Annotated in this window: 14 protein-coding genes and 2 rRNA genes (1 of these 16 running past the window's edge); 7 read left to right on the plus strand and 9 right to left on the minus strand. The window is 70.7% G+C overall.

The features are described from left to right. Window positions 1-264: 264 nt before the first annotated feature. Window positions 265-834 (plus strand): GNAT family N-acetyltransferase, encoded by a 570-nt coding sequence (locus ACLIN4_RS13790; protein ID WP_307652723.1) that lies wholly within the window; start codon window positions 265-267, stop codon window positions 832-834. Window positions 835-1,035: 201 nt separating this feature from the next. Then, entirely contained in the window at window positions 1,036-2,211 is a 1,176-nt protein-coding gene (locus tag ACLIN4_RS13795; RefSeq protein ID WP_289903010.1) for a winged helix-turn-helix domain-containing protein, read from the plus strand. Between the two features lie 29 nt (window positions 2,212-2,240). On the opposite strand, the gene ACLIN4_RS13800 is transcribed toward ACLIN4_RS13795, so the two are convergent. The 7 genes from ACLIN4_RS13800 to mtnA all read right to left on the minus strand — a co-directional run bounded on the left by ACLIN4_RS13800 (window position 2,241) and on the right by mtnA (window position 11,005). After that, a complete protein-coding gene (locus ACLIN4_RS13800; RefSeq protein WP_100048356.1) occupies window positions 2,241-2,999 on the minus strand; it encodes a response regulator in 759 nt (252 codons plus the stop codon). A 226-nt stretch (window positions 3,000-3,225) separates the two neighbouring features. Next, window positions 3,226-3,918 (minus strand): ribosome hibernation-promoting factor, HPF/YfiA family, encoded by a 693-nt coding sequence (hpf, locus tag ACLIN4_RS13805; RefSeq protein WP_107478894.1) that lies wholly within the window; start codon window positions 3,916-3,918, stop codon window positions 3,226-3,228. 311 nt (window positions 3,919-4,229) lie between these two features. After that, the gene (locus tag ACLIN4_RS13810; protein WP_411575829.1) at window positions 4,230-5,174 is read right to left on the minus strand and encodes a ComF family protein; all 945 of its coding nucleotides are present in this window, start codon (window positions 5,172-5,174) and stop codon (window positions 4,230-4,232) included. An 89-nt stretch (window positions 5,175-5,263) separates the two neighbouring features. Then, window positions 5,264-7,102 carry an LpqB family beta-propeller domain-containing protein gene (locus tag ACLIN4_RS13815; RefSeq protein ID WP_107478892.1) on the minus strand — a complete coding sequence of 613 codons (1,839 nt, stop codon included), beginning with the start codon at window positions 7,100-7,102 and terminating at the stop codon, window positions 5,264-5,266. Continuing rightward, complete coding sequence (gene mtrB, locus ACLIN4_RS13820) at window positions 7,092-9,167, minus strand: MtrAB system histidine kinase MtrB (protein WP_290014474.1); 2,076 nt, start codon at window positions 9,165-9,167, stop codon at window positions 7,092-7,094. Before mtrB ends, ACLIN4_RS13815 begins: the two co-directional genes overlap by 11 nt. Window position 9,168: 1 nt before the next feature. Next, window positions 9,169-9,858, minus strand: coding sequence for a two-component system response regulator MtrA (gene mtrA, locus ACLIN4_RS13825; protein ID WP_191862447.1), 690 nt, complete (start codon window positions 9,856-9,858; stop codon window positions 9,169-9,171). A gap of 4 nt (window positions 9,859-9,862) precedes the next feature. Further along, window positions 9,863-11,005, minus strand: a complete 1,143-nt coding sequence (gene mtnA, locus ACLIN4_RS13830) for an S-methyl-5-thioribose-1-phosphate isomerase (protein ID WP_381914854.1) — start codon at window positions 11,003-11,005, stop codon at window positions 9,863-9,865. Window positions 11,006-11,145: 140 nt separating this feature from the next. On the opposite strand from mtnA, the gene ACLIN4_RS13835 reads away from it, so the two are divergent. Genes ACLIN4_RS13835 through ACLIN4_RS13855 form a run of 5 tightly spaced genes read left to right on the plus strand, consistent with a single transcriptional unit; the run spans window position 11,146 to window position 16,813 of the window. Next, the gene (locus ACLIN4_RS13835; RefSeq protein WP_289903006.1) at window positions 11,146-12,510 is read left to right on the plus strand and encodes a glycerophosphoryl diester phosphodiesterase membrane domain-containing protein; all 1,365 of its coding nucleotides are present in this window, start codon (window positions 11,146-11,148) and stop codon (window positions 12,508-12,510) included. A 28-nt stretch (window positions 12,511-12,538) separates the two neighbouring features. After that, window positions 12,539-13,297: a DUF4129 domain-containing protein gene (locus ACLIN4_RS13840; protein WP_289903005.1), complete on the plus strand. Its 759-nt coding sequence runs from the start codon at window positions 12,539-12,541 to the stop codon at window positions 13,295-13,297. Beyond that, a complete protein-coding gene (locus tag ACLIN4_RS13845; protein ID WP_179342587.1) occupies window positions 13,294-14,514 on the plus strand; it encodes a DUF4350 domain-containing protein in 1,221 nt (406 codons plus the stop codon). Before ACLIN4_RS13840 ends, ACLIN4_RS13845 begins: the two co-directional genes overlap by 4 nt. Next, entirely contained in the window at window positions 14,514-15,503 is a 990-nt protein-coding gene (locus ACLIN4_RS13850) for an AAA family ATPase (RefSeq protein WP_269955832.1), read from the plus strand. The genes ACLIN4_RS13845 and ACLIN4_RS13850 overlap by 1 nt, the downstream gene beginning before the upstream one ends. Beyond that, complete coding sequence (locus ACLIN4_RS13855; RefSeq protein ID WP_411575830.1) at window positions 15,503-16,813, plus strand: DUF58 domain-containing protein; 1,311 nt, start codon at window positions 15,503-15,505, stop codon at window positions 16,811-16,813. Before ACLIN4_RS13850 ends, ACLIN4_RS13855 begins: the two co-directional genes overlap by 1 nt. A gap of 106 nt (window positions 16,814-16,919) precedes the next feature. Here the strand turns inward: ACLIN4_RS13855 and rrf are convergent. Beyond that, window positions 16,920-17,036 (minus strand): 5S ribosomal RNA (gene rrf / locus ACLIN4_RS13860). An 89-nt stretch (window positions 17,037-17,125) separates the two neighbouring features. Then, a 23S ribosomal RNA gene (locus tag ACLIN4_RS13865) occupies window positions 17,126-19,290 on the minus strand (it continues 957 nt past the right edge of the window).

Genomic DNA, 19,290 nt, shown 5'->3' on the forward strand with positions numbered 1-19,290 from the left:
CTTGCCGGTCGGGCCTGGGACGGTCGATTTCCTGTGACGTACTGAGCAACGGCCATCGTATGCGAGGACCCCGCCGCCCCGGGAGCCCGCTGTAACGGGGACCGTGTGCTCCTTCATCCAGCTTCCGGTCTGCCGTCATCGAGTTCAACGTCCGGGTACCGAGGATGGTGCCGCACCCGTCGACGAATCACGCGAAAAGTGACCGTCTGTTCACGCACGGCAAAATGATGGCGCCCGTCGCGGAGCGCCCCGCAGAATCGGCCGATGGAACCCGTCACGCTCACCACCGACCGCCTCGTCCTGCGCACGGTCGGCGTCCAGGACACCGCGGCCGTGCACGCTGCCTGTCAGGACCCCGACATCCAGCGCTGGACGACGATCCCCTCCCCCTACCTCCACGAGCACGCGCGGAGCTTCACCGAGCAAATGGTCCCCGACGGGTGGGCGAACGCCTCGATGTTCACCTTCGGCCTCTTCCTCCCCGCCGGGGAACTGGTGGGGATGCTCGGCATCACGATGATCTCCCTGGGTGTCGGGGAGATCGGGTTCTGGGGCTCCAAGGAGCACCGCGGCCGCGGCTACGTCACCGAGGCCGCCGTCGGCGCGTCCCGCTGGGCCTTCACCGAGCGGGCGGTCGACCGCCTGGAGTGGCGCGCCGAGGTCGGCAACACGGCCTCCCGCGCGGTGGCCCAGCGCGCGGGCTACACCATGGAGGGCACGTTGCGCTCCGCGATCAACAACAAGGGCACCCGCCGCGACGCCTGGATCGGCTCCCTCCTCCCCTCGGACCTCTTTCTCCCGTCGACGGCCCCGTACCTGCCGGCCCGAACGTGAGGCGGGCGGCGGGGGAACCTCCCGCTCACGGGGCTCCTCCCGCGCGAGCGAAGCCGAGAGTGGGGGAGAAGCCGAGCGGAGGCAGGCGACACCCCCTCCACGCCGGGCTGCGGCCCCCACCACCGCGTCCGCACCAGTGCCAGGCCCCTGTCAGGAAAACCCCACCCTCACTGTCAGACCCACCCCCTATCGTGCCGACGTATGACGACCCTCCCGCCCCCCGCCACGGAACTCTCCGCAGACGAGGCCCGCCGCATCGCCCTCCGCGCACAGGGCTTCATCGGCGCCCCCGACCGCCGTGCAGGCGTCCGCGGCGTCCTCCGGCACCTGGGCGCGGTGCAGCTCGACACCATCTCGGTCCTCGCCCGCTCCCACGAACTCATCCCGTACGCCCGCCTGGGCGCGGTCGGCCGCAAAACCGTCGAGGACGCCTACTGGAAGGACACCCACGCCTTCGAGTACTGGTCCCACGCCGCCTGCATCCTCCCCATCGAGGAGTGGCCGCACTTCGCCTTCCGCCGCCGCGCCTACCGCAACCGCCCGCACTGGAACCACCACCTTCCGGACGGCGTCTACGACCAGGTCGTCAAGCAGCTCCGCGCCGAGGGGCCGCTCACCGCGACGGACCTGGGCGGCGCGAAGAGGACCAGCGAGTGGTGGGACTGGTCGGGCACGAAGGTCGCCGTCGAGCGCGCGCTCATGTACGGCGAGGTGGTCTGCGTCGAGCGCCGCGGCTGGAAGCGGGTGTACGACCTGGCCGAGCGCGCCGTGCCGCCTTCCCTGCTGCACGACGAACTCGACGACGCCGAGTGCCTGCGCCGCCTGGTCCGCCTGGCCGGCCGCTCCCTGGGCGTCGGTACGCGCGCGGACATCGCCGACTACCACCGCCTCAAGGCCGAGCAGGTCGACGCCGTGATCGCCGACTCGGGCCTGGTCCCGGTCGCGGTGGAGGGCTGGGGCAGGCCGGCCTGGGCGGACCCGGAGGCCCTGGAGACGCCGCCGCGCGGCCGTCATCGCACGACACTGCTCTCGCCCTTCGACTCCCTGGTCTGGGAGCGTGCGCGCACGGAGCGGATCTTCGGCTTCACCCACCGCCTGGAGGCCTACGTGCCCAAGCAGAAGCGGGTGCACGGATACTTCGCGATGCCCGTCCTGGCCGGTGGCCGGCTCGTCGGCCGCGTGGACCCGGCGCGCGAGGGGCGCACCCTGGTCGCCAAGCAGGTCACGCTGGACAGCCCCAAGGCCGCCGTGCCGGTGGCCCAGGCCCTGGTCGAGGCGGCGGGCTGGGTGGACTGCACGGACGTACGGGTGGAACGGGTCGACTCACCGGAGCTGCGCGAGGCCCTCACGAGTGAGCTGGCCCGCATGCTCGCCTGAACCGGTGCCGGCGCGCGCGGCGACGGTCGTCAGCGAATCTCGAGGATCTTCTCCCGCATCGCGTAGACCACCGCCTCCATCCTGGAGTGCAGCTGCAGTTTCTCCAGGATGTTGCGCACGTGGTTCTTCACGGTGTTCTCGGAGATGAACAGTTCCTTGGCGATGTCCCGGTTGTTCATTCCCGTGGCGACGAGCTTGAGGACTTCGATCTCGCGGTCCGTGAGCCGCGGCGCGGGCACGAGCCGGCGTTCGTCGGTCCGCTGGATCATCGACTTGAACTCGGTGAGCAGTTTCGACGCCATGGAGGGACTGATCTGCGACTGTCCGTCGGCCACCGCGCGAATGGCGGTGGCCACCTCGTCCGTGGAGATCTCCTTGAGGAGGTAGCCCGTCGCCCCGGCCTTGATCGCGTCGTAGAGGTCGGCCTCTTCATCGCTGATCGTCAGCATGATGATCTTGGCGCTGGGGGCCACCTCCTTGATGGAGGTGCAGGCCTCGATCCCGCCCCGCTTGGGCATCCGCACATCCATCAGGACGATGTCCGGCAGCAGGTCGGCGGCCTTCTCCACGGCCTCGGCTCCGTCGCCGGCCTCGCCGACGACCTGGATGTCCTCCTCGGCCGCGAGGACGATCTCCAGGCCGCGGCGGAACAGGGCGTGGTCGTCCACGACCAGAACCCTGATCGGCTCCTGGCGCGCAGCGGCCGCGTCCGGGCCCATGCCGGCGGCGCCGTCGTCGATCCCCTCGTCGACGCCCTCGCCCCGCATCGGTCCGAAAGTCTCCGCCATGGTTCCTCCCCCTGAAGGCTGTGGCCTGTGGTCGTCCTGAGCCATCGCCAACCCAGAGCAACGCCCCACCTGTTGGGCCGTTGCCGCCATGATTCCATGCCCGGCCGACACCGGGGTGACCAGCGGGCCACGAAGGGGTCGCACACCCTCGCGCACCGTCGCACACCGGTGCCCCTGGGGGCGCACACGCGCTCCAGGGGCACTGGTTCCGTGTCATCCGGCGTCGTCAGCCACCGAGCGCATCGCCCGCCTCGGGAGCGTGCGCCTGGGTGACCATCGTGTCCGTGGTGAGGTGGATCACGCCGTAGTCGTAGGCGTGCCGCCGGTAGACGACGCTGGGTTCCTTCGTCTCGGAGTCGACGAACAGGTAGAAGTCGTGCCCGACCAGCTCCATCTCGTAGAGCGCCTGGTCCAGGCTCATCGGTGCGGCCACGTGGGTCTTCTCGCGGACGACGAGCGGGCCGTCGCCCTGGACCTCGAGCGAGCCGATCTTCTTGGTGGGTACCTCGTCCTGCCGCTCCTGGGGGACGACCTCGCCGTGCCCGTTGAGCGTCGCCGCGCCGGGGACGTGGTCGGCGACCTCGGCCGCCGTGATCCGGCGCGCGCCGCGGCGCGAGAAGCGCTTGTCGTGCTGCTTGCGCAGCCGGGCACCGAGCTTCTCCGCCGCCAGGTCGAGCGCCGCGTACGGGTCGCTCGCCGCCGCCTCCGCTCGGATGACCGGACCGCGGGAGCGGAGCGTGATCTCCACTCGGTCACAACGGTCGGCCTGCCGGGGGTTCGGCTCCTTGGACACCTCGACGTCGAGGCTGATCACCTTGCCATCGAGCTTCTGGATCTTCTCCAGCTTCAGCTTCTCGGCCACGTGCTTCCGGAACCGCTCGGGCACCTCGGTCTTGCGGCCCTTGACGACGATGTCCACGCAGAACTCCGTTCCCGGATCGCTCCGCTTCGACGGCGGAGCATCTCCCTTTTGCACCAGGTCCCGGTATCCCGGAACCTCGGACTCGGTGACGTCCACCTCCTCCCCCGTGGGCGGGATCTCCACTCCACCGGTGCGGGTGATGACGGCAAAACCCGCAGCACGGCATTCGGATTCAAGAGGTGTGGCCTGCGGCTTTTCCTCACAACCGAACATATCTCGCCCGGACGGATGTCGTCACCCTCTACCGCGGGGTACCTCCGTTCCGGTGAATTGATCCTCTCATCACCTGCAACGACATAAGTTCTCAGTCAGTTCCGGTTTGTTTCGAAAGAATCTGGTGAAGCCGCGACCACAGCCGCGCAGATCACTTCACGTATCACGCCACCGCCTCCGTTCGGACCCGCCATTCGGGGCCCGGCCTTCTGTTCCTCTCTGCCTTCCCCTACCGCCGACGGATACACAGCCGATTTCGCCGTCCAGTACGTGTCCGGCCCCGTCGTCCGCTCAGCCACGGGCCCCCTTTCCGCGGCCGTCCCGAAGGCCGGGCCCGCCCGGCCGGTCGCCGCGCGCAGCGCCCGCGCCGCCTCCGTCAGCGACGCCCCGGTCGTCATGAGGTCGTCGACGAGGACGACCTGCCCGCCGCCGCGCAGCAGCCGTCCAGCGCCCGGGGCCACCGCCAGCGCACCGGCGAGGTTGTCCAGCCGCTGCCGGGCGCCGAGGCCGGACTGGTCGGCCACGGCGTGCCGCTGCCGCAGCGCGGCCAGCACCCGGGCCGGAGTCCCGGTCCGCCGCAACTCCGCCGCGGCCCTCAGAGCGATGCGCCGCGCCGGATCGTGCCCGCGCGTCCGCACCGCCCGGCGCGCCGACGGCACCGGAACGAGCAGCACCGGCCCCCGCACACGCGACGCCGCCTCCTGCTCACGCCCACCGGTCCGAGCCGCCCGACCCTCCGCCCGCGCCTCCCGGAGCCCCGCCCGCACCGCCCCGGCCAGGGCCGCGCCGAGGGGTGCCGCGAGCGCCAGCACGCCCCGCTCCTTGTGGGCCAGCAACGCGGCACGTACCTCGTCCGCGTACCGAGCCGCCGCGTGCACCACCGGCAGCCCGGACGGCTCCGGCACCGGCCGCACCCGGCACGGCGCGGCACCGCTCAGAGCCGTACGGCAGCTCGGGCACAGCACCGCCCGAGCCCTGCCGCAGCCTCCGCACTCGGCCGGCAGCACCAGATCCGTGAGTTCCTGCCACCATCCCCGCACGACCACCACTGTGCCGACAGCCGCACGCCTCCACCAGGCCTGTGGAAAACTCCCCGGAGCCCCCTGTGGAAAACTCCGCTCACCGTCCCTCAGCCGGGATAGACCGGAGCCGTCCCCTCCGTCACCTTCTGCCACTGCAGCCCGGACGGCAGCCGCACGATCAGGTCCTCCGAGTACGCCACCAGCGGCAGCGTCTCGTCCTCGGTCGCGGCGATCTCCTTCACCCCGGTCAGCGCGGCGGGCACCGAGGCCTCCGGCGTGGACCCGTCCACCTGGACGTATCCGATCTGCTGAACGCCCCCGCGCTCGCGTCCGACCACCACGAGCCGGCTGTCACCGGCCCAGGACATGGCCGTGACCTCCTCCAGCTCGGGGGTCGCGGAGCGCAGTTCGAGGACGGTGACCGCGGCCTGCTCGCCCGCCTTCCCGTCCCGCTCGATCCGCCCGATGAGCAGCGAGCGCTTGCCGTCCTTCTCCACGATCAGCGCGATCCGCACGCCGTCGGCCGCCACCCGCACGGCCTGGACCCGCCCGTCCAGCCCCGGGGTCCGCACCTCCACCGGCTCGCCCGCGCCCTCCTTCAGCAGCAGCAACCGGGGGTCGGCCGGGTTGCGGTCGGCGATCCACAGGTCGCCCTGCGCGTCCCAGCTCGGCGGCGTCAGCCGGTTCTGCTCCGTCTTGCCCCCGCTGACGAGCACGGGTTCGCCGAGGGAGCCGCCCGACACCATGGAGCCGACGTACAGCGACTTGTTGTCGAGACCGATGGCGGCCGCACTGTGCTCGTCGCGCGAGACCGCGACCGACCGCAGGCCCACCGCGCCCTCGCCCAGCGCCCCGGGGACGGGCTCGGCCCGCGTCCCCTTGCTGCCGGCGGCGATGCGCACCAGGTGGTCGCTCTCGTCGATGAAGTACAGGTAGTCGGGCCGATGGGACGAGCCGCGCGCCGCGACCGCCTCGGCCCGGTCCTCGGTGAGCGAGCACAGCTGCCCCCCGCCCGCGCGCAGCTCGACCTCGTCCACCACCGGAGTGAGGCTCTGCACGGTGAACAGGAGCTGCGCAGCCATCTCGTCGCACGTGTCGTCGCCGACCCCGGCCGCCCGGTCGTTCAGCGCCACCGTCAGCTTGTTGTGGTCGTCGGGCGTCAGCGGGTCGGCGTTCTTCGCCAGCGCGGTACCCGTCGGGAAGCTCGACCTGACGACGGGCCCCAGCAGGCGTGTCGGCCCGCTGAACAGGGACCTCACCACCTGGGACATGGGGTCCACGAGCCGGCGCACGTACACGGGATCGGCGACGGCCGCCGGCTGCGTGCCCGTACCGGCCTGCTTGGCGGGAGCGGTGTTCGAGGCGAAGTAGTACTTGTTGACGGACATGTAGGTGCGCTGGAAGTCCGACTTGCCCATGATGACGCCCTGCGGCAGCACGTCGATCCGCCACTGCCGGTTCTTGCCGTCCCGGGTGAGGTGGACCGCCTCCCGGTACTCGCCGTCCGCCGGCGTGTACGACTGCTGCGCGTCCACCGTGGCGACCCGGGTGCCGGTCAGGGTGACCGAGTAGTCGTTGGCCTCCTCCCGGTTGCCCGAGTGGTCGGACTCCGTCCCCGGCCCGCCCGCGAGCACCGTCGTCGACCGCTCCGGCCGCCAGGTCTTGGCCGCCTCGCCCGTCAGGTACTTGCGTGCCGTCTCGTACTGCGGGTCGTTGCTGGTCAGCGCCTCCAGAAAGCCCTGGACGATCTCCGCGGGCGGGGCGTCCTCCCGCGGCGGCATCGCGAACACCCGCACCTGAGGATCCTGCCGCGGCGTGGAGTCCACCCCGCGCAGATCCCCGCTGTCGGGCATGGACGCACACCCCGCCAGCAGTACGACGCCGCAGACGGCGTACGTCACGGCGCGTGCCGGCCGCCGGCCGCTCCCCTCGCGGTCAGCGCCCACGAGTTGCCTCCCCTTGCCTGCTCGAGTCCTCCGGCCCGGCGTCCGGGCGGTTCGCCGCCTCCGGCGCCGGTCCATCGTCCTGGCTCCGGGCGCCCGACACGGGCCGCGGCACCACGCGCGCGCCGTTGCCGGGCAGTGCCGTCGGGTCGGCGGTGGGCGCCGCCGAGGCCGACCGGGGCGGGATCGGGCCCCGCGCGGAAACCGGGGACCCCCCGGCCGAGGTCTGCGCCGGTACGGTGGCCGCCTTCGCCGCGCCCTGCGGCGCGGCGGCGTCGACCAGGCCGGCGTCGCCCAGCCCGCGATTGCGCCGCGAGTCCGTCGGCTCCAGAGGTATCGGTGAGCCCCGCAGCGGCTCGTCCGCGGTCCTGGGCAGCGTCAGCCGGAACTGCGAGCCGCCGCCCGGCTCGCCCCAGGCCTGCAGCCAGCCACCGTGCAGCCGCGCGTCCTCCAGGGCGATCGACAGGCCGAGACCCGTACCGCCGGTGGTACGCGCGCGTGCCGGGTCGGCCCGCCAGAAACGGCTGAAGACTCGGGTGGCCTCACCCGGCTTGAGCCCGACGCCGTAGTCGCGCACCGCGACGGCGACCGCGCCGCCGGCCGCGGCGAGCTTGACGACCACGTCGTTGCCCTCGCCGTGCTCGACGGCGTTGACGACGAGGTTGCGCAGGACGCGCTCGACGCGCCGGGCGTCCGCCTCGGCCACGACGGGCTGCTGGTCGCCGACGACCCGTATCCGCGTGCCCTTGCGCTCGGCGAGCGGCTCGGCCCCGCTGACGACCCGCCGTACGACCTCCCGGAGGTCTATCGCCTCGGCCTCCAGCGCCGCCGCGCCCGCGTCGAACCGGCTGATCTCCAGCAGGTCCGCGAGCAGCGTCTCGAACCGGTCCAGCTGATCGGCGAGCAGCTCGGCCGACCGCGCGGTGACCGGGTCGAAGTCCACGCGCGCGTCATGGATGACGTCGGCGGCCATCCGCACGGTCGTCAGCGGCGTCCGCAGCTCGTGCGACACGTCGGAGACGAACCGCCGCTGCATCCTCGACAGGTCCTCCAGCTGACTGATCTTCAGCTGGAGGTTCTGCGCCATCTTGTTGAAGGCCTCACCGAGCCGCGCGATGTCGTCCTCGCCGGTGACCTTCATCCGTTCCTGCAACCGCCCGGCGGACAGCCGCTCGGCGATGCCGGCCGCCATCCGTACGGGCGTGACGACCTGGCGCACCACGAGCCAGGCGATGGCCCCGAGCAGCACGACGACGAAGAGCCCGGCCGTCGCCAGGGTGCCCCTGACCAGGCTGAGGGACTTCTCCTCCTGCGTGAGCGGGAACAGGTAATACAGCTGGTACGGCTCACCGTTGGGGTCGTTGACCTGCTTGCCGATGACCAGGCCGGGCTGGGAGGGCTGGTCGGAGTCGTAGACGATCCGCGTGTAGCTCTGCGCGGCCGCCGTGCTGCCGTCGATCCGCTCCCGGAGCTCCTCCGGCACACTGGCCGACCAGTTGACCACACCGGAGGCGCGCGGACCGCGTCCACTGCCGCCTTCCCCGCCCATGGGGAGGGTGACCACGTCGAAGGCGCCCTGGCCGCCGCTGGAGAGCGACTTCACCAGCTCGCTCATCCACTGGATGACGTTCTGCGACGGACGTCCGTCGCCGGCGGACACACCGTCGTCGCCGGTGACGCTCGCCGCCTCCTCGGCCCTCTGCTTGGCCACCGCGAACCCGCCGGTGGCCTGGCTCTGGGACGCCTTCACCTTGGCGTCCAGCAGGCCGTTGCGGACCTGCCCGATCACGACGAAGCCGAGCAGCAGCACCACGCCCAGCGACATCAGCAGTGTCGTGACGACGACCTTCAGCTGAATGTTGCGCCGCCACAGCCGCATGACGGGCAGCAGCGGCCGGCGCACCCAGCGCACGAACAGCCGGAGCACCGGGCTGCCCTGCACCCCGCCGTTCAGCAGCCCGCCCTCCAGCAGACGGTCCCAGCGGGAACCTGCGGGCGGGGGGCCGACAGGCCGTCCGGCGCGGGCCCCGGAACGGCCGGGCGCCGAAGCGGCACTGTCCCTGCTCATGTCAGCTCGGCCCGGCCTTGTAACCGACGCCGCGGACGGTCACCACGATCTCCGGCTTCTCCGGGTCCTTCTCGACCTTGGAGCGCAGCCGCTGCACATGCACGTTGACCAGCCGGGTGTCGGCCGCGTGCCGGTAGCCCCAGACCTGCTCGAGGAGCACCTCGCGGGTGAACACCTGCCACGGCTTGCGGGCCAGCGCGACCAGCAGGTCGAACTCCAGCGGCGTCAGCGCGATCGACTGCCCGTCCCGCTTCACGGAGTGACCGGCCACGTCGATGACCAGGTCGCCTATCGCGAGCTGCTCCGGCGCCGGCTCCTCCGACCTGCGCAGACGTGCCCGGATGCGGGCGACCAGCTCCTTCGGCTTGAACGGCTTCACGATGTAGTCGTCGGCGCCCGACTCCAGGCCCACGACGACGTCGACGGTGTCACTCTTCGCCGTCAGCATCACGATCGGCACACCCGACTCCGCCCTGATCAGGCGGCACACCTCGATGCCGTCCCGGCCGGGCAGCATCAGGTCGAGCAGCACCAGATCGGGCTTGGTCTCCCGGAAGGCGGCCAGCGCCTTGTCGCCGTCGGCTACGAACGATGGCTCAAAACCCTCACCACGCAGCACAATGCCGAGCATCTCGGCCAGTGCGGTGTCGTCGTCGACGACAAGGACTCGTCCCTTCATAAACGCCATCATCCCATTAGCTAATCGTGACCTGGCGTGACCTGGCACACAGCTCGGCGAGGGCCTCGGCGGTCACGGGCGAGACCGCGCCCTCCTCGGTGACGATCGCCGTCACCAGCTCGGGCGGAGTCACGTCGAACGCCGGGTTGTACGCCTGGGTCCCCAGGGGTGCCACCGGAATCCCGCCTCCCGCTCCCGTCACCGGCACCTGTGGTGCTGTGACCTCGGTCACTTCATATCCGGGGCGCTGTTCGACCTCGACGGACGCCCCGTCCGGCGTGTCCGGGTCCACCGTCGTGACCGGTGCCACCACGATGAACGGCACGTGGTGGTACCGCGCGAGCACGGCGAGCGGATAGCTCCCCACCTTGTTCGCCACCGAACCGTCGGCCGCGATGCGGTCGGCACCGATCAGCACCGCGTCCACCTCACCCGCCGCGAACAGGGAACCGGCCGCGTTGTCGGTGAGCAAGGTGTACGGCATGTCGTTGCGCGCCGCCTCGTAAGCCGTCAGGCGAGCACCTTGCAGCAACGGACGCGTTTCGTCCACCCACAGGCGCCGCAGCCGGCCCGCCCGGTGCGCGGCGAGCGCCACCGCGAAAGCCGTTCCCTCACCTCCCGACACCAGCGAACCGGTGTTGCAGTGCGTCAGGACGCGGTGCCCGCCCGCGGGCAGCAGCTCGTCCAGCAGCGCCAGCCCGTGCGCGGCCATCCGGGCGCTGGCCTCGGCGTCCTCCCGGTGCAGCGCCCGCGCCGCGTCCAGCGCCGCCGTGGCGGCCTGCCGGGTGTCGCCGGTCCTGGCGAGCGCGGCTTGATGGGCGGCCTGGGCCCGCCGCACCCCGCCGGCCAGGTTCACCGCCGTCGGGCGGGCTCCGGCCAGCGCGTCCGCGGCCTCCGCCACGTCGAAGCCCCGGGCGGCGGCGAGCGCGACGCCGTACGCGCCCGCGATGCCGAGCAGCGGCGCCCCGCGTACGGCGAGCGAGCGGATCGCCTCCACGAGCGCGGACGCGTCCGTGCAGACCAGTTCAACCTCCTCGGCCGGCAGCCTGGTCTGGTCCAGCAGGACCAGCACCGGGCCCTCCGGTGGTTCTTCCCAGCGCAATGCCGGGATCTCGGTCGGCCGCTTGTCCTCGCCGTTTCGCGCGTCCTGATCAGCCATGCGGTCAGTCTGCCCCCTGTCCGGCGGACAATTGAAGGTGCGCAGGCCGTACCGCGCCCGGTCCGCGGCGGAGCACCCCATGGCACGATGGCTGCCAACCTGCCGCCGCGACCGCGGACGGGCACCGTGAAGGAGCGACGATGAACGACACTCCGGGCTGGGCCTCGCCCGGATCCTCCCCGTCCGACGGGCGGGAGCCCGGCGCGTCCGGCCCCGCCGAGCCCGCCGACCGCCCCGGTGGCCCCGACCGGCCCGCGCAGCCCGCGGACCAGCCGGGCACGGAACCGACAGGCCCCGGCACGAAGTGGTCCAAGGAGCAGCCGCCCCCCGGCCAGTGGTCCGCCCCCTCCGGCCCCGGCCAGGCCCCACCGCCGCCACCGCCCAACGCGGGCTGGGGCACCCCGCCCTCCGGCGCCCCCGGAGGTCACGCGGGCCCTGGTGGTGGCTACGGCGGCGGCTACGGCGGTTACGGCCCGCCCGGCGGCTACGGCGGCTGGGGTGGCGGCTGGGGCGGTCCCCCGCCCGCGGCAAAGCCCGGCGTGATCCCGCTCCGCCCGCTGGGCGTCGGCGAGATCCTCGACGGTGCCGTCTCCACCATGCGCACCTACTGGCGCACGGTCCTCGGCATCTCGCTCACCGTCGCGGTCTTCACGGAGATCATCGTCGTGCTGCTCCAGGGCCTCGTCCTGGACGACGTCGGCTCCGAGGCCCTCAACGACCCCGACGCCACGCTGAGCGAACTCGGCGACGCCATGGCCGACACCACGATCAACTCGGGTGTCATCTTCCTGATCTCCCTGATCGGCACCGTCCTGGCCACCGCCCTGCTGACGACCGTCACCAGCCGCGCCGTGCTCGGCAGGTCGGTGACCATAGGCGAAGCCTGGCGGGACGCCCGCCCACAGGTGGCGAGGCTGTTCGGCCTGATCGTCCTGCTGCTGCTGATCGTCGCCGGCATCGTCACGGTCGGCATGGCGCCCGGCCTCATCGTCGCGGCCGCGGGCGGCGGCGGAGCCGGCGTGGCCCTGGCCGTCCTGGGCATGCTGGCGAGCGGCGTCGTCGCGGTGTGGCTCATGGTCCGCTTCTCGCTGGCCTCCCCGGCCCTGATGCTGGAGAAGCAGGGCATCAAGAAGGCCATGGGCCGCTCCACGAAGCTGGTGCGCGGCTCCTGGTGGCGGGTCTTCGGCATCCAGCTGCTCGCCACGATCATCGCGAACGTCGTGGCGTCGATCATCGTCATCCCCTTCGCCTTCCTCGCCGCCGCCCTCAGCGGCGGCGGTGTCGGCGGCTTCCTCGAAGGCACCGGCGGCCTCGGCTGGACCTTCCTGATCGTCAGCGGCATCGGCTCCGTGATCGGCTCCATGATCACGTTCCCGATCACGGCGGGCGTCACCGTGCTGCTCTACATCGACCAGCGCATCCGCCGAGAGGCCCTCGACCTCGAGCTGGCCCGTGCCGCCGGGGCCCAGGGCCGCGGCGCTCCCGGCACCAATCCGGGGAGCTGATGCGGTGAGCCGGGCGGGGGGAGTTCTCATGGAGGTGCTGTCGCGCACCACCGCACGGGCGGTGGCGCGCGCGGGCGACCGCCCCGTGCTGTCGCTGTCGCGTTCCGGCGACGAACCGCCGGTGACGATCCCGCGCGACCCCGCGCGGGAGGCCGCGCGGCGGGAGCTGTCCAAGCGGATGTACCACGAGAACGACCCCGGCCTGTTCCAGCGGGCCTTGAACGCCTTCTGGGACTGGATCGACGAACTGTTCAACCGCGCGTCCACCGCGACACCCGGTGGAGCACTCGGCCTGACCGTCATCATCGTGGCCGTCCTGGCCGTGCTGGGCGCGCTCTGGTGGCGCCTGGGCACCCCGCGCCGCCTGCCGACCTCCGCCCCCGCCCTGTTCGACGACCGCCCCCGCAGCGCGGCCGACCACCGGGCCGCGGCCGACGCGCACGCCGCCCAGGGCCACTGGAACCAAGCCGTCCAGGAACGCATGCGCGCCATCGTCCGCGCCCTGGAGGAACGCGCCCTCCTCGACGTCCGCCCCGGCCGCACCGCCGACGAGGCCGCCCGCGAGGCGGGCCGCGCCCTGCCCGACCACGGTGGCCGGCTGCTTGCCGCGGCCCGGGACTTCGACGACGTCACGTACGGCGGGCGCCCCGGCACCGAGCAGTCGTACCGGCGCCTCACCGAACTCGACCGCGACCTGGAACGCAGTAAGCCGCGACTGGCGGTCGGCACAGTCGGCGGCACGGCCGACGCCACGGACCGCGACACCCGCCCGGGAGCCGCCGAATGACCACCGAGGCCACGCTCCCCACCACCTCGGCCTCGCCCACCGCCCGCCAGGTGTGGACCCGCGCCCGCGGCATCGCCCTCGCGCTCGTCGTCCTGCTCGCCGGCGCCGTCGCGATCGCCGTCGTCCGCTCCGACGCCCGGCACGGCGAGCTCGACCCGCGCTCCGCCGACCCTTACGGCAGCCGGGCCGTCTCGGAACTCCTCGCCGACCGCGGCGTGTCCACCCGCGTGGTCACCACCCTGGACGACGCCCGCGCCGCCGCCGGCCCCGACACCACCCTCCTGGTCGCCGTACCCGACCTCCTGACCGAACGCCAGCAGACACGCCTGCACTCCGCCACCGAAGGATCCGGCGGCCGCACCCTCCTCGTCGCCCCCGGCGGCCCCGCCGTCGAACGCCTCGCTCCCGGCGTCACCGCCGACCCCGCGCTCAGCCTGGACTCGACCCTGGCCCCCGCCTGCGACCTGCCCGCCGCCCGCCGCGCGGGCACCGCCGACACGGGCGGCATCCGCTACAGCACCACCCACATCGAGGCCGACAGCTGCTACCCCAGCCGGCGCCTGGCCACCCTGCTCCGCATCCCGGACGCACCCGAAGAGGCCGCCCAGGAAGGCACCCCGGGCGACACCGTCGTCCTCGGCGCCCCCGACATCCTCTTCAACAACCACCTCGACGAGCACGGCAACGCCTCGCTCGCCCTGCAACTCCTCGGCTCCCGCGACCACCTGGTCTGGTACCTCCCCTCGGTCTCCGACACCACAGCCCCGGACGACGAACGCAGCTTCTTCGACCTGCTCCCCTCCGGCTGGCTCTGGGGCACCCTGCAGCTCTTCATCGCCGCGGCCCTCGCCGCCCTGTGGCGGGCACGCCGGCTCGGCCCCCTGGTGTCCGAAAAACTCCCCGTGGCGATCCGCGCCTCCGAAACCGCCGAAGGCCGCGCCCGCCTCTATCGCAAGGCCAACGCCCGCGACCGCGCGGCCACCGCTCTTCGCTCCGCCACCCGCACCCGCCTCGCCCCCCTCGTAGGCACCCCCGTCGCCCAGGCGCACACGCCCGAGGCCCTGCTCCCCGCCCTGTCCGCCCACCTCCACGACGCACACGGCGACGGACAGTCCCTGCACACCCTCCTCTTCGGCCCGCCGCCCGGCGACGACGCGGCCCTCATCGCCCTCGCCGACCAACTCGACGCCCTCGAAAGGCAGGTACGCCGTCCATGATGGACCCGACCACTGACAACGCCGGGCAGAGCGGGGACCCGGGCAACGCCCGAGCCGCCCTGGAAGCCCTGCGCGCCGAGATCGCCAAGGCCGTGGTCGGCCAGGACGCCGCCGTCACCGGCCTCGTCGTAGCGCTCCTGTGCCGCGGCCACGTCCTCCTCGAAGGCGTCCCCGGAGTCGCCAAGACCCTCCTGGTCCGCGCCCTCGCAGCCGCGACGGAACTCGACACCAAGCGCGTCCAGTTCACCCCGGACCTCATGCCCAGCGACGTGACCGGTTCCCTCGTCTACGACACCCGCACCGCCGAGTTCTCCTTCCAGCCGGGCCCGGCCTTCACCAACCTCCTCCTCGCCGACGAGATCAACCGCACGCCCCCGAAGACCCAGTCGTCCCTCCTCGAAGCCATGGAGGAACGCCAGGTCACCGTCGACGGCACCCCCCGCCCCCTCCCCGAGCCCTTCCTGGTCGCGGCGACCCAGAACCCGGTCGAGTACGAGGGCACCTACCCCCTCCCGGAAGCCCAGCTGGACCGCTTCCTCCTCAAGCTCACCGTCCCTCTCCCCTCGCGCCAGGACGAGATCGACGTCCTCACCCGACACGCCTCCGGCTTCAACCCGCGCGACCTGCGCGCCGCCGGCGTACGCCCCGTCGCGAACGCCGCCGACCTGGAAGCCGCCCGCGCCGAGGTCGCCAAGACGTCCGTCTCCCCGGAGATCACGGCGTACGTCGTCGACATCTGCCGCGCCACCCGCGAGTCGCCGTCCCTCACCCTCGGCGTCTCTCCGCGTGGAGCCACGGCGCTGCTCTCCACATCCCGCGCATGGGCATGGCTGACGGGCCGCGACTACGTCACCCCCGACGACGTGAAGGCCCTGGCCCTCCCCACCCTCCGCCACCGCGTCCAGCTCCGCCCGGAGGCCGAGATGGAGGGCGTGACCACGGACTCCGTGATCAACGCGATCCTCGCCCACGTCCCCGTCCCCCGCTGATGGCACTCACCGGACGCGCCGCACTCCTCGCGGCCCTGGGCTCCCTCCCGGTCGGCATCTGGGACCCGAGCTGGACGGGTCTCCTCGCCGTGAACGGCCCACTGGCCGCGGCCTGCGCCTGCGACTTCGCCCTGGCCGCCCCCGTACGACGCCTGCGCCTGACCCGCTCCGGCGACACCTCCGCACGCCTGGGCGACACCGCCGACATCACGCTGACGATCACCAACCCCTCCAGCCGCCCGCTCCGCGCGCACCTGCGCGACGCCTGGCCGCCCAGCAGCTGGCAGCCCGGCACGGAGACCACGGCCTCCCGCCACCGCGTCAGGGTGCCCGCCGGCGAACGCCGACGCGTCACCACCCGCCTGCGCCCCACCCGCAGAGGCGACCGCCAGGCCGACCGCGTCACGATCCGCTCGTACGGCCCGCTGGGCCTCTTCGCGCGCCAGGCCACCCACCGGGTCCCCTGGACGGTGCGCGTGCTGCCCCCTTTCACCAGCCGCAAGCACCTGCCCTCGAAGCTCTCCCGCCTCCGCGAACTCGACGGACGCACCAGCGTCCTCACCCGTGGCGAGGGCACGGAGTTCGACAGCCTGCGCGAGTACGTCCCCGGAGACGACACCCGCTCCATCGACTGGCGCGCCACCGCCCGCCAGTCCGCCGTCGCCGTACGCACCTGGCGTCCCGAACGCGACCGGCACATCCTGCTCGTCCTCGACACCGGCCGCACCTCCGCCGGCCGCGTCGGCGACGCACCCCGTCTGGACGCGTCCATGGACGCCGCTCTGCTCCTGGCCGCCCTGGCCTCCCGCGCCGGCGACCGCGTCGATCTCCTCGCGTACGACCGTCACGTGCGCGCCCTCGTCCAGGGCCGCACGGCGGGCGACGTTCTTCCGTCCCTGGTCAACACGATGGCGACGCTGGAACCGGAGCTCGTGGAGACCGACGCACGCGGGCTCACCGCCAAGGCCCTCCGCTCGGCCCCCCGCCGCTCCCTGATCGTCCTGCTCACCGCACTCGATGCGGCCCCGATCGAAGAAAGCCTCCTCCCCGTCCTGCCACAACTCACGCAGCGCCACACCGTCCTCGTCGCGTCGGTGGCCGATCCGCACATCTCCCGGATGGCCAAAGCCCGCGGCAATACGGACGCCGTCTACGAGGCCGCAGCGGCGGCACAGGCGCAGGGGGAACGGGATCGCACCGCGGACCAGCTCCGCCGGCACGGCGTCACGGTCGTCGACGCGACCCCTGACGAACTGGCCCCGGCCCTGGCCGACGCCTATTTGGAACTCAAGGCGGCAGGACGCCTGTAGACGACGAAAACGGCGGGGCTCGTCCGCCCCGCCGTCCTGGCGACTTTGACCCTGAAACGCAGAAAGCCCCGCACCGTTCCCGGTGCGGGGCTTTCTCGCAATAATTGTTCGGCGGCGTCCTACTCTCCCACAGGGTCCCCCCTGCAGTACCATCGGCGCTGTAAGGCTTAGCTTCCGGGTTCGGAATGTAACCGGGCGTTTCCCCTACGCTATGACCACCGAAACACTATGAAACTGACAACCGCACCACACCCTGTGACAAGTGTGGGGTTGTTCGTGGTTTCAGAACCAACACAGTGGACGCGAGCAACTGAGGACAAGCCCTCGGCCTATTAGTACCAGTCAACTCCACCGGTTACCCGGCTTCCATATCTGGCCTATCAACCCAGTCGTCTACTGGGAGCCTTACCCCATCAAGTGGGTGGGAGTCCTCATCTCGAAGCAGGCTTCCCGCTTAGATGCTTTCAGCGGTTATCCCTCCCGAACGTAGCCAACCAGCCATGCCCTTGGCAGAACAACTGGCACACCAGAGGTTCGTCCGTCCCGGTCCTCTCGTACTAGGGACAGCCCTTCTCAAGACTCCTACGCGCACAGCGGATAGGGACCGAACTGTCTCACGACGTTCTAAACCCAGCTCGCGTACCGCTTTAATGGGCGAACAGCCCAACCCTTGGGACCGACTCCAGCCCCAGGATGCGACGAGCCGACATCGAGGTGCCAAACCATCCCGTCGATATGGACTCTTGGGGAAGATCAGCCTGTTATCCCCGGGGTACCTTTTATCCGTTGAGCGACGGCGCTTCCACAAGCCACCGCCGGATCACTAGTCCCGACTTTCGTCCCTGCTCGACCCGTCGGTCTCACAGTCAAGCTCCCTTGTGCACTTACACTCAACACCTGATTGCCAACCAGGCTGAGGGAACCTTTGGGCGCCTCCGTTACTCTTTAGGAGGCAACCGCCCCAGTTAAACTACCCATCAGACACTGTCCCTGATCCGGATCACGGACCCAGGTTAGACATCCAGCACGACCAGACTGGTATTTCAACGACGACTCCACCCACACTGGCGTGCGAGCTTCAAAGTCTCCCAGCTATCCTACACAAGCCGAACCGAACACCAATATCAAACTGTAGTAAAGGTCCCGGGGTCTTTCCGTCCTGCTGCGCGAAACGAGCATCTTTACTCGTAGTGCAATTTCACCGGGCCTATGGTTGAGACAGTCGAGAAGTCGTTACGCCATTCGTGCAGGTCGGAACTTACCCGACAAGGAATTTCGCTACCTTAGGATGGTTATAGTTACCACCGCCGTTTACTGGCGCTTAAGTTCTCAGCTTCGCCTGGACGAATCCAAGCTAACCGGTCCCCTTAACGTTCCAGCACCGGGCAGGCGTCAGTCCGTATACATCGCCTTACGGCTTCGCACGGACCTGTGTTTTTAGTAAACAGTCGCTTCTCGCTGGTCTCTGCGGCCACCCCCAGCTCACGGAGTAAATCCGATCACCAGACGTGGCCCCCCTTCTCCCGAAGTTACGGGGGCATTTTGCCGAGTTCCTTAACCATAGTTCACCCGAACGCCTCGGTATTCTCTACCTGACCACCTGAGTCGGTTTAGGGTACGGGCCGCCATGAAACTCGCTAGAGGCTTTTCTCGACAGCATAGGATCATCCACTTCACCACAATCGGCTCGGCATCAGGTCTCACCCTCATGTCATCCGGATTTACCTAGATGACGGGCTACACCCTTACCCCGGGACAACCACCGCCCGGGATGGACTACCTTCCTGCGTCACCCCATCACTCACCTACTAACCGCTTGGTTCAGCGGCTCCACCACTCCCCTCAACTCCGAAGAGATCAGGGCGGCTTCACGGCCTTAGCATCACGATGCTCGATGTTTGACGCTTCACAGCGGGTACCGGAATATCAACCGGTTATCCATCGACTACGCCTGTCGGCCTCGCCTTAGGTCCCGACTTACCCTGGGCAGATCAGCTTGACCCAGGAACCCTTAGTCAATCGGCGCAAACGTTTCTCACGTTTGTATCGCTACTCATGCCTGCATTCTCACTCGTGAACCGTCCACAACTGCCTTCCGGCGCTGCTTCACCCGGCACACGACGCTCCCCTACCCATCACAGCCGGCGTTGGCCGTATTGCTGCAATGACACGACTTCGGCGGTACGCTTGAGCCCCGCTACATTGTCGGCGCGGAATCACTAGACCAGTGAGCTATTACGCACTCTTTCAAGGGTGGCTGCTTCTAAGCCAACCTCCTGGTTGTCTGTGCGACTCCACATCCTTTCCCACTTAGCGTACGCTTAGGGGCCTTAGTCGATGCTCTGGGCTGTTTCCCTCTCGACCATGGAGCTTATCCCCCACAGTCTCACTGCCGCGCTCTCACTTACCGGCATTCGGAGTTTGGCTAAGGTCAGTAACCCGGTAGGGCCCATCGCCTATCCAGTGCTCTACCTCCG

It is taken from the genome of Streptomyces mutabilis, assembly GCF_046628145.1.
In the GTDB taxonomy this organism is placed as follows: domain Bacteria; phylum Actinomycetota; class Actinomycetes; order Streptomycetales; family Streptomycetaceae; genus Streptomyces; species Streptomyces mutabilis.

Bases quoted from the DNA above. Each gene is read 5' to 3' on its own strand.
- mtnA (WP_381914854.1), bottom strand. From the start codon at position 11,005: ATGGCTGATCAGGACGCGCGAAACGGCGAGGACAAGCGGCCGACCGAG.
- ACLIN4_RS13845 (WP_179342587.1), top strand. From the start codon at position 13,294: ATGACCACCGAGGCCACGCTCCCCACCACCTCGGCCTCGCCCACCGCC.
- ACLIN4_RS13850 (WP_269955832.1), top strand. From the start codon at position 14,514: ATGGACCCGACCACTGACAACGCCGGGCAGAGCGGGGACCCGGGCAAC.
- ACLIN4_RS13800 (WP_100048356.1), bottom strand. From the start codon at position 2,999: ATGGCGGAGACTTTCGGACCGATGCGGGGCGAGGGCGTCGACGAGGGG.
- ACLIN4_RS13840 (WP_289903005.1), top strand. From the start codon at position 12,539: ATGGAGGTGCTGTCGCGCACCACCGCACGGGCGGTGGCGCGCGCGGGC.
- ACLIN4_RS13855 (WP_411575830.1), top strand. From the start codon at position 15,503: ATGGCACTCACCGGACGCGCCGCACTCCTCGCGGCCCTGGGCTCCCTC.
- ACLIN4_RS13790 (WP_307652723.1), top strand. From the start codon at position 265: ATGGAACCCGTCACGCTCACCACCGACCGCCTCGTCCTGCGCACGGTC.
- ACLIN4_RS13795 (WP_289903010.1), top strand. From the start codon at position 1,036: ATGACGACCCTCCCGCCCCCCGCCACGGAACTCTCCGCAGACGAGGCC.
- mtrB (WP_290014474.1), bottom strand. From the start codon at position 9,167: ATGAGCAGGGACAGTGCCGCTTCGGCGCCCGGCCGTTCCGGGGCCCGC.
- mtrA (WP_191862447.1), bottom strand. From the start codon at position 9,858: ATGATGGCGTTTATGAAGGGACGAGTCCTTGTCGTCGACGACGACACC.
- ACLIN4_RS13835 (WP_289903006.1), top strand. From the start codon at position 11,146: ATGAACGACACTCCGGGCTGGGCCTCGCCCGGATCCTCCCCGTCCGAC.